Below are 16,801 nucleotides of genomic sequence, written 5' to 3'. Positions count from 1 at the left end.
GCATGGGGTGACTCCTTGGCGCGCCAGGCGCATTGATTCCTGCCGCATTACACCGCGTGGCGGCTGCTGCGTGCAGCGGCGGGGTTACGGCAGCCGCTCCAGCGCCGCCACGAACTCGCGCGCCTCGTGGCGGCACAGCCGCAGCCGCCGCAGCAGCCACGGGGTCAGGTCGTGCTGGCCCAGGTGCTCGGGCCAGGCGCCGGCATCGCCGTCGGGCGTGTCGGCCGGGGCGGTGCCTGTCATGGGCGCGCCGCCCAGCACGTCCATGCACGCGGTGCGGGCCAGCGGCAGTGCGGCCTGGGCGCGGGCCTCGTCCAGCCGGTCGCTGCGGCGCTGCGTCAGCTGCTGCACGGCGCCCAGCAGCGCCATCAGCCGGTAGCCGTGGCTGAGCGCGGCCTCGATGTCGGCCTCCGGCAGGCGCACGCTCTCGGGCTCCACGCGCGTGCGCTGCGCGGCCGCGGCCAGGCCGGCCAGCGCCGTGTAGGCCTGCTGGCGCGACACGCGCTGCGCCAGCTGCGCCTCGGCGCTGGGCCGCCACTGCAGCATGTTGCCGGCGTGGCGCGCCAGCGCGCCGCGCAGCTGCGCGCCCAGCCGCGGCACGGCGGCGCGCTCCCAGCTGGGCAGCACGAAGCTGAACAGCCAGGCCAGGCCGGCGCCGATGAAGGTGTCGGCGATGCGCTCGACGATGGCGGGGTCGCTGCTCGGGTCCAGCATCAGCGGCTGCAGCAGCGCCATCAGCGTGGCGGCCGTGGCGGCCACGCGGTAGCGGCGGTTCACGTAGGCATGCGCCGTGCCCACGGCCGCCACGAAGCACAGGCTCAGCAGCGGCACCCAGCTCACATGCGACAGCAGCATCACGAACAGGCAGCCCAGCATCGTGCCGGCGATGCGGTCGTTGCGGCGCGACAGCGTCTGCTCCAGGTTGCCGCGCAGCACCACGGCCACGCTGATGAGCAGCCAGAACGGGTGCGCCGCCCAGGGCAGCGCGGCACCCAGGCCGTAGGCCAGCGTGAGCGCCATGGCCGAGCGCAGCGCATGGCGCATGACGCTGGACTGCAGCGTCAGGTGCGGCCGCAGCGCGGCCAGCGGCCAGCCCTCGGGCGACAGGAAGGGCGCCAGCCGCTCGGGCGTCCAGGGGCTGGGCGGGTCGTCCGTGCGGGCCTGGCGGGCCACCATGGCGCAGACGTCGTCGATCATGTGACCCAGCCGCGACTGCAGCGCCGACACCAGGTGGCCGCGCGAGTCACCGGCGGGCGCGCTGACGTCGGCCAGCCGCGCCGCCAGCTGCGCGCGCCAGGCCTCGGCCGACACCTCGGGCAGCGGCGCGCCCGAGGCCAGCGTGTCGGCCAGCGCGGCCAGCGCATCGGCCAGGTGGCGCAGTGTGTCGGCCAGTGCCGCGCGCCACTGGCGGCCGGGGAAGTCCTGGCCCAGCAGCTCGGTGTCCAGCCGGCTGGCCAGCAGCAGGTCGCGCACCTCGATCAGGCCCAGCACCAGGTCGGTCTGCTTGCGGCTGCGCGGCGAGCGCCGGGCGGCAAACACCTGGTCGCGCGCGGCCTGCAGCGCGTCGGCCAGCGCCACGTCGTCGGCGATGGAGGCGCGGATTCGCGCCTCCTCGGCGCCCACCGCCAGCGCAATGCGCTGGGCCCGCGAGCGCATGCGCTGCTCGGTGGCGCGCAGCGCCTGCACCAGCGCCAGCTCGCGCAGCCGGTGGCGCAGCAGCACGGCCGCGCCACGCGCCCAGCCGGCGTACAGAAAGCCGCCCACCGCCACCCACAGCGCATGCTCGACCGGCGAGGCCGCGCCGGCGGTGCGGTCCCAGGCCATCGCGAACACCAGCGCCAGCACTGGCGAGAACGACAGCGGCCCGGCGCGCAGCCCCCAGGCAAGCGTCATCAGCGACAGGAAGGCCACCACCGCCACCAGGGCCAGCGTCAGCGGCAGCGAGCCGTGCGCCAGCCCCACGCCCAGCGTGACCAGCCCGGCCGCGAACGCTGCCGGCAGCACGCGCGGCAGCACCCGCTGCGGCGGGTTGGGCACATCGGTCAGGCTGGCGCAGACGGCGCCGCCCACGGCGGCCAGGCCGGCGGTGTCGCCGAACACGGCGTCCACGCCCAGGTGCACCACCGCCACGCCGAGCGCGACGCTCAGGCCGTTGAGGTGCGCCGCCTCCAGGCGCTGGAAGAAGGCCTTCACTTCACCAGCAGCGCCAGCACGCGGCGCTCGCTGGCCGGCAGCTCATGCACCGAGAACCAGGCGGACTTGTCGGCGCGGTAGACGTAGCGTGGCGCGCTGCCGTCAGCCATGCGCTGGCGCAGCGGCGCAATGGCCTGCTGCGCAGCGTCCTGTTGGCCCTGGGCCTGCAGCGCGCCGGCCTGCACGATGCGGGCGAGGTCGCTCCAGCCGCCCAGCGCCAGCGCCTGCTCGGCAATGCGCTGAGCGCCGGGCGCGTCGCCCGCCTGCAGCGCCAGCCAGCCCTGCAGCGCCAGCGTGTCGGGGTCGCGCGGGTCCAGCAGCAGGGCCTCGCGCAGCTGCACGCGGGCAGCGTCCACGCGGCCGGCGCGCAGCAGGTCCAGCGCGTAGTCACGGCGCAGCGGCACCAGGCCCGTGCGCAGCCGCAGCACGGCCTCGTACTGCGCAAAGGCGGCGTCCCAGCGGCCGTCCAGCGCCAGCGTGGCGGCGCGGCCCCATAGCGCCTCGGGCTGGTCGCCCTGGTAGGCCAGCACGGCCTGGTAGGCGGCCAGCGCGGGCGCCACCTGGCCCAGGCGGCGGTGGTGGTCGGCCAGCGCGAGGTTCACGCGGAAGGCGTCCTCGCCCTGCAGCCCGGCGGCGGCGCGGGCCAGCGCCGGCACCACGTCGGCCGCGAGCGAGGCGCCGCCATGCCACAGCGCATCGGCCGCCGTGACATGCAGCGCACCGCTGCGCGGGTGGCGGGCCAGCGCGCGGCCCGCCAGCGCGCGGGCCGCGTCGCCCTCGCCGGCCAGCGCCAGCGCGTAGAGCCGGGCGCCGAGCGCGTCCTCGTCGGCCGGGGCCAGCGCCAGCGCGCGCTCGAACAGCGGCGTGGCCTCGGCCAGCTTGCCGTCCTCCAGCTTCTGCTGGCCGGCCTTGACCAGCGCCACCGGCAGGCTGGCCCGCGTGTCGCGCAGCGCGAACAGCCGGCGCACCAGCGCGCGCAGGGCCGGGTCGGTCGCGACGAGGCGCTCGCGCACGATCTCGCGGCCGTCGAAGGCGTCACGGCGCGGCGACATCTCGGCGTTGGCCCCCTCGGCGAAGTACTCCCACACCGAGCCGCCCGCATAGCGCGACAGGAAGGCCTGGCGCGTCTTCGCGTCGCGGGCCTTGGCGCGGGCGTACAGCGCCTGGATCTCGCGCGCCTGGTCGGCCGTCAGCACGCCGTGCACCTGGTGCGTCAGCTCGTGCAGCACGGTGTTGTACTTGTCGAAGATGCTGCGCTCCACGTCCTCGATGCCGGTGACGGTGAAGTGGCCGCCCATGCCGCGCACGTCGTCCCACAGGCGCGAGTCGTAGTCGATGCGCGCGTCCTTCAGCGCCTGCGCCTGCGGCGTCTCGGACAGGCGCATCCACATCGGCTTGATGAAGTGCGTCGCCCCGCCCTCCACCAGCACCGGGATGAAGGCCTTCCACGGCGCGACCGACAGCGCCACGCGCTTGCGGTGGCGCGGGGACAGGTCTTGCCAGTTCAGCACATAGCGCTCGATGCCGGGGATGACCGGCATGGGCGTGGCGGCAAAGCGGCGCTCGTAGTCGGCGCGGCGCACGTCGATGGCAAAGCGCTGCGACTCCAGCGCCTTGGCCGCGATGGCATGCGCGCGGCCCAGCTGCGGGCAGCGCTGCAGCACGGCCAGGCTGAGCGCGAGCGCCTCGTCGAAACGGCCCTGCTCGAAGGCGTCGGACGCACGCCGCACCTCGGCCAGCAGCGGCGCCAGCTCGCCGCCCAGCCGCGCGGCGAGCTGCGTGTAGTTCTCGCGCACATAGCCGTTGCCCAGCAGGTAGTGGGCGGCTTCGTGATGCGGGTTGAGCGCCACGGCAGCCTCGGCGGCGGCGATGGCGTCCTCGGTACGGCCCAGGCGGATCAGCGTGTCAGCCAGCGCGCTCAGGCCGTCGGCCGTGCGCTCGGCGGCCAGGCCCTGCTCCAGTTGCGCGAGCGAGGCGTCGAACTCGCGCAGCTGGTAGTGCCGCTGGCCCAGGCCGCGCAGCGCCTCGGCCCGCTCGGCCGGGCGCGTGGCCTGGCGCAGCGCGCGCTCGAAGCACTGGCGCGCGCGCTCATGGTCCTGCAGCGACAGCGCCAGCCGCCCGGCGGCCAGCAGGTCCACGGCCTCGGCCCGCGCGTCGGTCAGCACCTGGCGGGTGCGACGTGCGACCGCAGCGGTGTCATCCCGCGCGAACAGCCATTGGTAGAGCACGGCGCGCTCGGCGGCGTCGGGCTGGCGCACGCGCAGCAGCGCGTCCAGCGCGGGCCGGGCTTGCGCATAGCGCTGCGCGGTCAGCAGCGTGTGCAGCCGGGCGGTGTCGGTGGCCGCCAGCGCGGCGGTGTGCAGCGAGAGACAGACTGCGAGGCCAACGGCCAGGCGGCGCCAGGGCATGAGATCAACTCCATTGATGAGGGGCGCATGCTAGCCCTGCCGGCAGGCTTGCCTGCCGCGACGCGGCCGGGCCATCATGCGGGCCCGTTGCGCCCCGCCCCCCTCTGCCACAAAGGCCCCCGTGACCCAGCACGCCCCTCACCCCCTCCCGCCCTCACAACGCCTGCGGCTGGAAGGCAGGAGCGGCGACTTTCCGTTCTACAACGGCCGGCCGGTGGCGCTGTCCGCCGCCCAATGGCTGCTCGTCATGGCTGGCGTGGTGGCCGGCTTTGCGGCGCTGATCGCGCCCCTGCCCTGGCCGGCCGGCGTGGCCGGCACGCTGGCACCGGCGGTGCTGTTCGTCGCGCTGCCGCTGGCCGCGCTGGCCCGCGTTGCGCCGCACCACTGGCGGACCGTGTTCGGGCGAGTCGGCGCGCGCGAGTTGCGCCTGATGGTGGGCTTTGCGCTGCTCAATGTGGTCATCAGCATGAGCATCGGCAGCCTGGTGCGCAGCTTCAGCGACGTGACGAACAACGCCGCCGCCGGCCAGCTGCTCGCCATGGACACGACCGAGCGCCTCACGTTCTTTGCGAAGACCTTGCCGCAGCTGCTGGGCGAGGAACTGATCACGCTGCTGCCCTTCCTGGCCCTGATGGCGCTGCTGACACAGCGCTTCGGGCTGGGGCGCCGACAGGCCGTGCTGCTGGCCTGGGGCGTGTCGTCGCTGCTGTTCGGGCTCATCCACCTGCCCACCTACGGCTGGAACCTCGTGCAGTGCATCGTCATCATCGGCTCGGCGCGCCTGGTGCTCACGCTGCCCTGGCTGCTGACCAAGAACATCTGGGTGTCCACCGGCGCCCACATCCTCAACGACTGGCTGCTGTTCGGCCTGGGCCTGCTGGGCGCCCGCCTGGCGGCGTCGGCCTGAGCGCGCGTCAGCAGCGGAGCAAGCGCTTGTCGGCAGCGCCCGCTCAGTCGTCCGACGAGAAGCCCGAGGCCTTGACCACCGGGCCCCAGTAGTCGCGCTCGGCGGCCAGGCGGCGGGCGTAGTCGGCCGGCGCCTGGCTCAGCGGCTCGAAGCCCAGCTTGGCCAGCGCCTCCACCACGGCCGGCTCGCGCACCGCAGCGCGGGCCACGTCGGACAGCTTGTCCACCACGGCCTGCGGCGTGCGGGCGGGCACGAACAGGCCGTAGGTCTCCACGCCCACGATGCCCTTGAAGCCCTGCTCCTCGAAGGTGGGCACATCGGGCGCGAAGCGCGAGCGGGCCTTGTCCGTCACGCCCAGCAGGCGCACGCGGCCGGCGGCAAGGTGGGGCAGGAAGTCGCCCACCGAGAAGCAGCCCGACGCGATCTGGCCGCCCATCAGGTCCTGCATGCCCGGCGCGGCGCCGCGGTAGGGTGCATGCGTGAGGGCCAGGCCGGCGGCGCGCTCGAACTGGTTGCCCAGAAAGTGCGGCATGGCGCCGGCCGCAGGCGACGCGTAGGCGGCCTTGTCGGGGTTGGCCTTGGCCCAGTCGGCGAACTGGGCCAGCGTCCTGACCGTGGCCGGCACCATGGGCCCGACGCCGAAGCCGCAGGTGGACAGCGCCAGCGGCGCGACGGCGATGACGTCGTTGGCCGGGTGGTAGGCCAGCTTGCGGTAGGCGTGCGGGTAGATGGTGAACATGGACGACGGGCTGACGAGCAGCGTCTGGCCGTCGGGCGCGGCATCCTTCAGTGCCGCAATGGCGATGCGGCCACCGGCTCCCACGCGCTGCTCCACGAGCACGCTGTCGGCCAGCTTGCCGCGCGCGAACTCGGCCAGCCGGCGCGCGGTGGCGTCCACCGAACCGCCGGCCGGGAAGCCGACGAGGAGGCGCGGCGGCTGGCCCTGTGCGCGGGCGGCCAGCGGCAGCGCCGCGAGTGAGGCAAGAACGTGGCGGCGATCCATCATGGTGTCTGTCTCCTGGGTTTGTTCTGCGGTGTCGTGCTCTGGGCGGTGGCCACCCAGGCCAGGCGGTCGAGTGCCGCCTTCAATGCGGGCCCCTGCTCGCCGAGGCCGGCCAACAGTGTGCGGTCATGCGCGGCGACGGCGGCTTCCAGCTGCGCCAGGCGCCGCTTGCCGGCGGCGGTGAGGTGCAGGCCCCAGGCCCGGGCGTCGTCGGGCGCGTCGCGGCGCTCGGCCCAGCCTTGCGCGGTGAGCCAATCGGTCAGGCGCAGCGCGCCGCTGCGATGCAGGCCCATGGCCTGGCCCAACAGCCCCTGCCGCATGCCCGGGTTGCGGGCGATGAGCACCAGCGCCGCAAAGCGCTGCGGGCTGACGTCCCAGGCGGCCGTGGCACGGTGGAAGTCCAGGTACAGCGCGTTCTGCGCGCGGCGCAGCGCATAGCCCAGCAGACCGTCCAGCAGCCCATAGTCCACGCCGGGCACGGGCAGCATCAGCCCCTCGGGCGCAGGCGCCGCAGCGCTGTCGGTCTTGCTCATGCACTCAGGGTAGTTTTTGTTGCGTAGCGCAACTATCTCGCTTACCCTGAATCCATGAACATCCTGATCGCGGGCGGCGGCATCGGCGGGCTGACGGCGGCGCTGGCGCTGCACCAACGCGGCCATGCCGTCACGGTGCTGGAGGCCGTGCGCGAGCCGCGGCCGCTGGGCGTGGGCATCAACCTGCTGCCGCATGCGGTGGGCGTGCTGGAGGGCCTGGGCCTGCTGCCGGCGCTGCGCGCCATGGCGGTGGAAACCTCGGCCCTGGTGTTCGCCAACAAGCACGGCCAGACCATCCACCGCGATGCACGCGGCGTGTATGGCGGCTACAGCCACCCGCAGTTCAGCGTCCACCGCGGCGAGCTGCAGATGCTGCTGTGGCGCGAGGCCTGCGCCCGGCTGACGGTGCTGAGCGGCCAGCGCGTGGTGGGCGTGCGCGACGGCCACGTGGCCCTGATCGAGACCACCGACGGCCCGCGCGAGCAGGCGGCCGACCTCATCGTCGGCGCCGACGGCATCCACTCCGCGCTGCGCAAGCGACTCGCGCCCGACGAGGGCACGCCCTGCTGGCGCGGCGTCATGATGTGGCGCGGCACGACCTGGGCGCCGCCCTTCCTTGACGGCCGCACCATGGTGCAGGCCGGCCACAGCCAGGCCAAGTTCGTTGTCTACCCGCTCAGCGCGCCGCGCGCCGACGGGCTGCAGCTCATCAACTGGATTGCCGACCGCCGCGTGCGCGAGCCGGTGCCCGGCCTCACCGCACCCGACCGCGCCGACTGGAGCCGCCCGGGTCAGCTGGACGACCTGCTGCCGACCTTCGGCACCTGGCGCTTCGACTGGCTGGACGTGCCCGGCCTCATCACCCGCGCCGAGCAGATGCTGGAATGGCCCATGGTGGACCGCGACCCGCTGCCGCGTTGGCGCCTGGGCCCCACCACGCTGCTGGGCGATGCGGCGCATCCGATGTACCCCATCGGCTCCAACGGGGCCACGCAGGCCATCATGGATGCGCAGGCACTGGCCGACGCGTTGACGCGCCACACCGAGCTGGCTGCGGCGCTGGCCACCTACGAAAACGAGCGCCGGCCGCTGTGCGCCCGCATCGTCGAGATGAACCGCCTCGAGGGGCTGGACGCCATCCTGGACCGAGTGGAGGCGCTGGCCCCCGAAGGCTTCGCCCGGCTGGCTGACGTGATCAGCCCGGCCGAGGTGGCGGCCGAGGTCAACGCCTACAAGGCCGCTGCCGGGCACCAGGTGCAGCGGGCCTGATCAGGCCTTGCCCATCTCCGCCGCAATCAAGCGCACCGGCGCGCTGCCGTAGCTCAGGAACTTCTCATGGAAGGCCTTGAGCTGGAAGCCCGGCTGGGCCTTCAGCTGCTCACGCAGCGCGTGGATCTCGCTGAAGCCGCTGAAATAGCTCGTCAGCTGCACCGAGGTGAGCTGCACGCGACGCCACTTTTCCTTGGCTTCGCGCTCGGTCTGGAAGGCCTGTCGGGTCAGCAGGTCCAGCGCGTCCGCTTCGCTCATGCCCAGCACGTGCACGCTGTAGTCGAGGATGGTGTTGGTGACCGAGCGCAGGTGCCACTTGCCCCACATCAGCGTCATCTCCGGTGAGGCGCCATAGCCGCTCTCCAGCATCATCAGCTCACCGTAGACGGCCCAGCCCTCCACCATGGAGCCGCTGCCGAACAAGGCCTTGACCTTGCTGGGCGCCTGGTTGGCATAGACCAGCTGCGTGTAGTGGCCCGGGATGGCCTCGTGGATGTTGAGGATCTGCAGGATCCAGTGGTTGTACTCGCGCAGCGTGCTCTCGGCCTGCTCGGGCGTCAGGTCGTCCAGCGGCGTGACGTTGTAGTACGTGCTGTCCTGCGGACGGTAGGGGCCGGGCGCCTCGATGCTGGCGCCGGCAATGCCGCGCTGGTAGACCGGGGTCTCGCGCACCACCAGCGGCTTGGCGGGGTCCAGCGTCAGCAGGTCGTGCTGGCGTATCCAGGCCTCCAGCTGCGGGATCTGCGCACGGATCTCGTCGACGAACTTCTCGCGCGCCACGTGCCGCACGCTGAGCTTGTCGATGACGCGGCCGATCAGCGCGAAACGGTCGGCCGGCAGCGGCTCGCTGCCGATCACGCGGGGCCACAGCGCCGTGGCCTGCGTCTGCATGCTGGCCAGCACGGCCTCGCGGCGGGCCAGCGCGGCCTCGTAGGTGTCGCGCGCCGTGCGGGCGGACTGGATGTCGTGCCGGAACTTGGGTTCGTACAGCGCCGCGCCGAGGCGGAAGCTGCGCTTGGCCCCGGGCAGCAGCGTGTTCAGGTGTGCCTGGTAGCCCGCCACGGCACGGCGCGCTTTGTCGAGGTCGGGCTGCATCAGCGCGCCCAGGCCCACCTGCTGGGCGTGGGACTCCAGGTCCTCCAGCACCGCCAGCACGCCCGGCGCCTGCTGCAGCGCCAGCTCGGTGTGCTCGCGCGTGACGCCGGCCAGGCTCTTGCGCGCCTCGGCGTAGAAGGCCGGCAGTTGCCGGATGCGCGCATGCAGCGCCTTGACGCGCTGCTGCACGGGGGCCCAGTCGGTGTTCAGCGTCAGGTCGATGGGCGCGGCGGGGTTGTGCTCAGCGGGGTTCCAGGCCCATTCGCGCAAGGTGTCCAGCCGCCACAGATCGCTCTCGATCTTGGCGAGCAGCATCGCGCGGTCCATGCGCTGGGCGGTGGACAGGCTGGCCTCGGGCACGGCCTGGAAGCGCTGGCGCCAGCCGGCCAGGAAACCGCGCATCGCGGCCCGCTGCGCGGCACCGGGCAGGCGGATGCGCCCGGCAAACTCGAAGCGGCCGGACATGACGGCGGCGTCCGCATCCTGCTGCCACAGGGCTTCGAGGAAGGCCTCGGCCTGGGCATCGAACCCGGCGGTCTTTGCCCATGCCGGCAGAGCGGCGCTGGCCACACCCAGCGCGACAAACTCACGCCGCTTCACAGCGCGGCCTCCAGCGCATCGACGAACATCTGGGCCACGTCGAAGCCGGTCTGGTCGGTGATCTCCTGGAAGCAGGTCGGGCTGGTCACGTTGATCTCGGTGACGTTCTCGCCGATGACGTCCAGGCCCACCAGCAGCAGGCCGCGCGCGGCCAGGATGGGGCCCAGGTACTCGGCAATCTCGCGGTCCCGCGCAGTCAGCGGCCGGGCCACGCCCTTGCCGCCGGCCGCCAGGTTGCCACGCACCTCGCCGCCCTGCGGGATGCGCGCCAGGCAGTGCGGCACCGGCTTGCCGCCGATGATGAGGATGCGCTTGTCGCCCTCGGCAATCGCCGGGATGAAGCGCTGCACCATCACCGTCTGCGCGCCGTCCTTGTTCAGCGTCTCGATGATGGCGCCGAGGTTCAGGCCGTCGTCCTTGACGCGGAAGATGCCCATGCCGCCCATGCCGTCCAGCGGCTTCAGGATGATGTCGCGGTGCTCGGCGTGGAAGGCGCGGATCTCGGCCGCGTCGCGCGTGATCAGCGTCGGCGCGATGAACTCGGGGAACTCCATGATCGCGAGCTTCTCCGGATGCTCGCGCAGCGCGGCAGCCTTGTTGAACACACGCGCGCCCTCCCGCTCGGCCTGGCTGAGCAGGTGGGTGGCGTAGAAGAACTCGGGGTCGAAGGGCGGGTCCTTGCGCATCAGCACCGCGTCGACGTCGGCCAGCGCCACGTCGGCCGTGGCGGTCACGGTGTACCAGTTGTCGGCATCCCCGGTCAGCGCAATCTCGACGGCAGCCCGCGCCGTCACGCGGCCGCCGCGCAGCCACACCAGCTGCTGCGGCTCGCAGGCCAGCAGCGTGTGCCCGCGCTTGGCGGCCTCGCGCATCATCGCGAAGGTGGAGTCCTTGTAGGTCTTGAAGGTGGCGAGCGGGTCGGCAACGAAAAGCAGCTTCATGGTCGGCGGTGCAGTGAGCGCAGTGCAGTCCGGCCAGTGTTGCACAGGGCCCTCAGCCCTGCCCAGCTAGGGCCGCCGCCACGCGGCCACCGCCGTGGCGACGCCACCGGCCACCACGCCCCAGAAGGCCGCGCCGATGCCGAAGGCGCTGACGCCCGACAGGCACACCAGGAAGGTCAGGATGGCAGCATCGCGGTGGGCCTCGTCCTTCAGTGCCGTGCCCAGCGCCCCGGCGATGGTGCCCAGCAGGGCCAGGCCCGCGATGGCGACCACCAACTCGCGCGGGAAGGCGCCCAGCAGCAGCGCCACGGCGCCGCCGGCCAGGCCCAGCAGCACGTAGAACAGGCCGGCGGCGATGGACGCCGTGTAGCGCCGGGCCGGGTCTTCATGCGCCTCGCGGCCCATGCAGATGGCCGCCGTGATGGCCGCCAGGTTGAACGCATAGCCGCCAAAGGGCGCCAGCAGCGTGGTGGCGGCGCCGGTGACGGTGATGGAGGCCGACACCGGCGTCTGGTAGCCATTGGCCCGCTGGGCCGCCACGCCGGGCAGGTTCTGCGAGGCCATCGTGACGATGAACAGCGGCAGCGCGATGCCGATGGCGGCATGCCACGTGAACGTGGGCGAGGTCCACACCGGCAGCGCCCACAGCTGCGACGTGTCCAGCCCGGCGAAGCTCAGACGCCCCTCGCCCAGCGCGTAGGCGATGCCGACCGCCAGCACGCCGGGCACGGCATAGCGCGCCCACCAGCGGCGGCCGGCCAAGTAGGCCGCAGCCATCGCGAGCACGAGGCCGGGGTCGGTCTTCACGCTGGCCACGGCGTCCAGCCCGAAGCGCGCCAGCACGCCGGCCAGCAGCGCGGACGCAATCGCCACCGGGATGCGGTCCATCAGCTTTTCGAACCCGCCGCTGGCGCCGGCCGCCACGATGAGCAGGCCGCAGACGATGAAGGCCCCGATGGCCTCGGGCATGGCTACGCCGGACGTGGACGCCAGCAGCGCCGCGCCGGGCGTGGACCAGGCGGTGAGCACCGGCTGGCGCGTCCACAGGCTCAGGGCCAGGCTGGTCAGCCCCATGCCCAGGCCCAGTGCCCACAACCAAGAAGCGGTCTGCGCAGGTGTCGCCCCTAATGCCACCGTAGCCTGGAAGATGATGGCCACCGAGCTGGTGTAGCCCACCAGCACGGCGACGAAGCCGGCGACGACGGTGGCGGGGGAAAAGTCTTTCAGCAACGGGCGCATGCGGCCCAGCATAGCGGCGGGGTCAGCGCGAGCGCCGGCCGTGCCCCCACAGCAGCAGCGCACCCACGGCCAGCACCACCACGCCGACGACGGCGCCGGCCTTCACGTAGACGACGCTGGACCACAGCACGTAAGCACTGCTGCCCGCGAACAGCAGCGGCAGCCACGGGTACAGCGGCACGCGCACCGGCCGCGGCACCTCCGGCTCGCGGCGGCGCAGCACGATGACGGCCAGCGCGCTCAGCGTCATGAAGAACCAGTACACCGGCGACAGGTAGTCCACCATGGTCGAGAAGCCGCCACGCGTGAACGCGCCGAAGGCCACCAGCGCCAGCGCCACGCCGGCCGTGGCCAGCACGGCACCGGTGGGCGTGCCGCGGGCATGGTTCCAGCGGGCGAGGTGCCATTCGGTGGCCAGGTCGCGCGCGGCGGCGTAGGTGGTGCGCGGGCCGGCAATCAGCAGCGCGTTCATCACCGACAGCGCGGTCAGCGTGACGACGCCGACCATCAGCAGCTCGGCGCCGCGGCCGAAGGCGATGCGCATCAGGTCGGCCGCCGGGGCGTCGCTGGCGGCCAGGCCGGCCACGCCCAGCACGCGCAGGTAGGCCCAGTTGGCCAGCAGGTACAGGCCCATCACCAGGCCCAGGCCCAGCAGCAGCGCGCGCGGGATGCCGCGCTGCGGGTCGCGCATTTCGGCAGACAGCGTGGCCGCGTCGCTCCAGCCGCCGTAGGCCAGGAACACGAACACCAGCGCCAGCCCCCAGTCCGTGCCCGGCACGGCCGGCGGCGGCGTGGCGGGCGCGTGGCCGGCCAGCACCTGTGCGCCCGCGCCCAGGCCCAGCAGCAGCAGGCCCAGCAGCACGGCCGCACTCAGGCCCAGCTGCGTGCCCAGGCCCACGCGCACACCCAGCAGGTTCAGCGCCGTGAGGCCCACGATGAGCCCGGCCGCCATCAGCGCGCTGGCATGCGGGCCCAGCCAGGGCGTCAGGTCCACCACCTGCGCGAGGTAGTCGCCGAAGACGAAGCCCAGCAGCGCCATCGAGCCCGTGTGGATGACGGCGAAGCGCGACCACGCGAACAGGAAGCCCAGCCGGTGGCCATAGGCGCGGCGCAGGAAGTGGTAGTCGCCGCCGGTGTCGGGGAAAGCCGCCGCCAGCTCGGCAAAGCACAGGCCGCCGATGAGCGACAGCACGCCGCCCAGCGCCCAGGCCAGCAGCAGCTGCGTCGGGTCGCCCAGCGCCTGCGCGGCCATGGGTGAGGTCTTGAAGATGCCGGCGCCGATGACCATGCCCACGCACAGCGCGCCGGCATGCTGCACGTCGAGGCGGCGTTCGGGCTGGGCGGAGGATGTGGCGGTCATGAAGGAGCGCGGGGCAAAGGGCGCGATGCTAGCGGCACGCGACCTGGCATGTGCATATGCGCAACTTGTCTGAAGCGAAGGGGCCAACAGGCCCTAGGCTCTCGGCCCTTTCCGCTGTACCGCTGCCCCGCATGCCCACCCTCCGCCACATCGCCCTCGCCGCCTCGCAGGCCCTGCTTGCCAGCGCCGCCTTCGCCCAGGCCTCGCCCACCGCGCTGGACGCCGTCGTCGTGACCGGCACCCGCGCCAAGGACCGCACGCTGGCCGACACCGCCGTGCCGGTGGACGTGCTGAGCCGCGACGATGTGCTGCGCGCCGCCGGTGCCGACGGCAACCTCGCCGCCGCGCTGCAGGCGCTGCTGCCGTCGTTCAACTTCCCGCGCCAGTCCAACTCCGGCGGCGGCGACCACGTGCGCGCCGCGCAGCTGCGCGGCCTGTCGCCCGACCAGGTGCTGGTGCTCGTCAACGGCAAGCGCCGCCACACGTCGGCCGTCGTGAACCTGGAGTCCAAGACCGGCAAGGGCACCAACCCGGTGGACTTCAACACCCTCCCGCTGTCGGCCGTGGCCCGCATCGAGGTGCTGCGCGATGGCGCCGGCGCGCAGTACGGCTCGGACGCGATCGCCGGTGTCGTCAACATCATCCTGGACGAGCGCAAGGCGGGCGGCGAGCTGACCACCGAGCTCGGCGCCTTCCACACGAAGTTCGAGCCCATCGGCCGCACGCTGACCGACGGGCAGACGCAATCCGCCCGCGTCACGCAGGGCTGGGCGCTGGGCGGCAACGGCTTCCTGCGCGCTGGCCTGGAAGGCCTGCACCGCAACGCCACCAACCGCGCCGGCCTGGACGAGCTGCCGCCGTGGGAAGACCAGAGCGCCGCCAACCTCGCCACCATCGGCCAGCGCAACTACGCGCCGGGCGAGCCGCAAACCCACCAGTGGCAGGCCTGGTTCAACGGCGCGGCGGACGTGGCGCCCGGCACGCGCGCCTATGCCTTCGGCACCTGGCAGCAGCGCCGCTCGCTGGGCGCGGCCTATTTCCGCTACCCGGACAGCGGGGCCAACGTGAAGGCTGTCTACCCCGACGGCTACCGCCCGCAGACCACCGGCGACAACCGCGACCTGCAGCTGGTGGCCGGCCTGAAGACGAGCTGGGCCGACTGGGACGTGGACGTGGCGCTGAACCACGGTCGCAACGACTTCGACTACGGCGTGCGCCGCACGATCAACGCGTCGCTGGGCGCCACCAGCCCGCGCGAGTTCCACCTGGCCGACTTCGGCAGCCGGCTCACCGGCGTCACACTGGACCTGAGCCATGAGATCAACGTCGCCGGCATCGCACGGCCGCTGACACTGGCCGCGGGGCTGGACCTGCGCCGCGACGGCTTCGTGACCGGCGCGGGCGACGCGGCGTCGTACGCGGTCGGCACCTTCGACGCGCCGGCCGGCGCGCAGGCCGGCCCGGGCCTGCAGGCGGGCGACGCGACGACGCGCCACCGCAGCGTGGCCGGCGCGTACCTGGACCTCAGCGCCGACCTGACGCGCGACTGGCAGGCCAACCTCGCGCTGCGGCACGACCACTACAGCGACTTCGGCGGCGCGACGACCGCCAAGCTGTCCACGCGCCTGGCGCTGGACCGCACGCTGGCGCTGCGCGGCGCCGTATCGAGCAACTTCCGCGCGCCGTCGCTCGCGCAGCAGGGCTTCGCGTTCACGGTGACCGACCGCGGCGACGGCGGCACGCTGAGCCAGGTGCGCACGCTGCCGGTGGACCATCCGATCGCCCGCTACCTCGGCGCGCAGGACCTGAAGGCCGAGACCTCGCGCAACGCGAGCGTGGGCGTCTCCTGGCAGCCGGGCAAGGCGTGGTCCACCACGCTGGACGCGTACGCGATCCGCGTGAAGAACCGCATCACGCTGTCGCAGCGCATCAGCCGCGACGGCCTGGCCGGCGAGCTGGCCGCGAAGTTCGGCGCGAGCGGCATCGACGGCGTCAACTTCTTCACCAATGCGCTGGACACCCGCACCCGCGGCGCCGACCTCGTCACGCAGTGGCGCGGCGCCGCGCTGGGCGGCGAGCTGAGCCTGGGCTGGACGGCCTCCGTCAACCGCACCACGGTGCGCGGCGGCGGCAGCGTCGGGCTGGAGGAGATCAACACGCTGACCGACGCGTCGCCGCGCCAGCGCCACATCCTCAGCGCCAACTGGCAGGGCGGCCTCTGGGGCCTGCAGGCGCGCGCCACGCGCCACGGCAGCACGACGCGGGTGTTCGACTTCGGCGACGGCTTCGTGCCGACGCAGACCTACGCGGCTGTCTGGCAGCTGGATCTGGAAGCCCAGGTGCAGGTCACGAAGACGCTGGCGCTGAGCCTGGGCGCCATCAACGCGACGGACAAATACCCGACGCGCTCCATCGCCGACATCAGCTACTTCGGCAACTTCCCGTACGACGTGCTGTCGCCGGTGGGCTTCAACGGCGCGTATTACTACGCCCGCGCCCGCCTGAACTTCTGACGTCCCTCAATCCCGGGCCGCGCCAAGGCCAAGCCGGCGGCCCGCTGCAGCCGCAGGCCGGCCTTGGCACCATGCCGCCCCTTGCGTTGTTTGCCCCTCCCATGACCACCCTGATCGACAAGCTCCAGTGGCGCTACGCCACCAAGAAGATGAACCCCGCCCTGCCCCTGCCGCAGGACAAGCTGGACCGCATCCTGGAAGCCGTGCGCCTGACCGCCACCTCCAGCGGCCTGCAGCCTTATGAAGTGCTGATCGTCCAGGACCCGGCGCTGCGCGCCCGCATCCGCGAGCACGCGTGGAACCAGGCCCAGGTCACCGATGCGTCGCACCTGCTGGTGTTCGCCGCCTGGGACAACTACACGGCCGAGCGCATCAACCAGATGTTCGACCTGACGAACGAGGTGCGCGGCTTCAAGAACGACGGCTGGGAGGCCTACCGCCAGAAGCTGCTGTCGGTCTACCCGAACCGCAGCGCCGAAGAGAACTTCCAGCACGCCGCCCGCCAGGCCTACATCGGCCTGGGCACGGCGCTGATCGCCGCGGCTGAAGAGCAGGTCGACGCCACGCCGATGGAAGGCTTCGACCCCGCCCAGGTCGACGAGATCCTGGGCCTCCAGGCCCGCGGCCTGCGCTCCGTGCTGCTGCTGCCCCTGGGCTACCGCCAGGCGGACGGCGACTGGCTGGTGAACCTGAAGAAGGTGCGCCGCGCGAAGGACCAGTTCGTCTCGACGATCTGAACT

The 16,801-nt window shown here is 72.9% G+C and carries 12 protein-coding genes; 4 read left to right on the top strand and 8 right to left on the bottom strand.

Annotation, left to right across the window (positions count from 1 at the left end; translation table 11 throughout):
• Positions 1 to 84 precede the first annotated feature (84 nt).
• Both NYO99_RS08560 and NYO99_RS08555 read right to left on the bottom strand, forming a co-directional pair.
• The gene (locus NYO99_RS08560; protein WP_268166748.1) at positions 85 to 2,193 is read right to left on the bottom strand and encodes an FUSC family protein; all 2,109 of its coding nucleotides are present in this window, start codon (positions 2,191 to 2,193) and stop codon (positions 85 to 87) included.
• Complete coding sequence (locus NYO99_RS08555) at positions 2,190 to 4,601, bottom strand: tetratricopeptide repeat protein (RefSeq protein ID WP_268166747.1); 2,412 nt, start codon at positions 4,599 to 4,601, stop codon at positions 2,190 to 2,192. The genes NYO99_RS08560 and NYO99_RS08555 overlap by 4 nt, the downstream gene beginning before the upstream one ends.
• 121 nt (positions 4,602 to 4,722) lie before the next feature.
• On the opposite strand from NYO99_RS08555, the gene NYO99_RS08550 reads away from it, so the two are divergent.
• The gene (locus tag NYO99_RS08550) at positions 4,723 to 5,508 is read left to right on the top strand and encodes a CPBP family intramembrane glutamic endopeptidase (RefSeq protein ID WP_268166746.1); all 786 of its coding nucleotides are present in this window, start codon (positions 4,723 to 4,725) and stop codon (positions 5,506 to 5,508) included.
• Between the two features lie 43 nt (positions 5,509 to 5,551).
• Here NYO99_RS08550 and NYO99_RS08545 read toward each other — a convergent pair whose 3' ends face one another.
• Both NYO99_RS08545 and NYO99_RS08540 read right to left on the bottom strand, forming a co-directional pair.
• Positions 5,552 to 6,511, bottom strand: coding sequence for a Bug family tripartite tricarboxylate transporter substrate binding protein (locus NYO99_RS08545; protein ID WP_268166745.1), 960 nt, complete (start codon positions 6,509 to 6,511; stop codon positions 5,552 to 5,554).
• Complete coding sequence (locus NYO99_RS08540; protein WP_268166744.1) at positions 6,511 to 7,044, bottom strand: MarR family winged helix-turn-helix transcriptional regulator; 534 nt, start codon at positions 7,042 to 7,044, stop codon at positions 6,511 to 6,513. Before NYO99_RS08540 ends, NYO99_RS08545 begins: the two co-directional genes overlap by 1 nt.
• A 54-nt stretch (positions 7,045 to 7,098) precedes the next feature.
• On the opposite strand from NYO99_RS08540, the gene NYO99_RS08535 reads away from it, so the two are divergent.
• On the top strand, positions 7,099 to 8,313 hold the full coding sequence (locus NYO99_RS08535; RefSeq protein WP_268166743.1) for a flavin-dependent oxidoreductase: 1,215 nt from the start codon (positions 7,099 to 7,101) through the stop codon (positions 8,311 to 8,313).
• Here the strand turns inward: NYO99_RS08535 and NYO99_RS08530 are convergent, their stop codons facing one another.
• From NYO99_RS08530 to NYO99_RS08515, 4 genes are all read right to left on the bottom strand, one after another.
• The gene (locus NYO99_RS08530; protein ID WP_268166741.1) at positions 8,314 to 10,008 is read right to left on the bottom strand and encodes a DUF885 domain-containing protein; all 1,695 of its coding nucleotides are present in this window, start codon (positions 10,006 to 10,008) and stop codon (positions 8,314 to 8,316) included.
• Positions 10,005 to 10,949 carry a glutathione synthase gene (gene gshB / locus NYO99_RS08525; protein ID WP_268166740.1) on the bottom strand — a complete coding sequence of 315 codons (945 nt, stop codon included), beginning with the start codon at positions 10,947 to 10,949 and terminating at the stop codon, positions 10,005 to 10,007. Before gshB ends, NYO99_RS08530 begins: the two co-directional genes overlap by 4 nt.
• A gap of 66 nt (positions 10,950 to 11,015) precedes the next feature.
• Entirely contained in the window at positions 11,016 to 12,200 is a 1,185-nt protein-coding gene (locus NYO99_RS08520) for a benzoate/H(+) symporter BenE family transporter (RefSeq protein WP_422395485.1), read from the bottom strand.
• A 10-nt stretch (positions 12,201 to 12,210) separates the two neighbouring features.
• Positions 12,211 to 13,548 (bottom strand): APC family permease, encoded by a 1,338-nt coding sequence (locus NYO99_RS08515; protein ID WP_268166739.1) that lies wholly within the window; start codon positions 13,546 to 13,548, stop codon positions 12,211 to 12,213.
• Between the two features lie 131 nt (positions 13,549 to 13,679).
• Here NYO99_RS08515 and NYO99_RS08510 point away from each other — a divergent pair, with 131 nt between their 5' ends.
• Both NYO99_RS08510 and NYO99_RS08505 read left to right on the top strand, forming a co-directional pair.
• Positions 13,680 to 16,061, top strand: coding sequence for a TonB-dependent receptor plug domain-containing protein (locus NYO99_RS08510; protein ID WP_268166738.1), 2,382 nt, complete (start codon positions 13,680 to 13,682; stop codon positions 16,059 to 16,061).
• A gap of 101 nt (positions 16,062 to 16,162) precedes the next feature.
• Positions 16,163 to 16,798 (top strand): NAD(P)H-dependent oxidoreductase, encoded by a 636-nt coding sequence (locus NYO99_RS08505; protein WP_268166737.1) that lies wholly within the window; start codon positions 16,163 to 16,165, stop codon positions 16,796 to 16,798.
• The last annotated feature ends 3 nt before the right edge of the window (positions 16,799 to 16,801 follow it).

Source organism: Roseateles hydrophilus, assembly GCF_026712245.1.
Taxonomy (GTDB): domain Bacteria; phylum Pseudomonadota; class Gammaproteobacteria; order Burkholderiales; family Burkholderiaceae_C; genus Pelomonas; species Pelomonas hydrophilus.
Note: the sequence above shows the minus strand (reverse complement) of the source record. Positions and strands in the feature narration are given on the sequence as shown.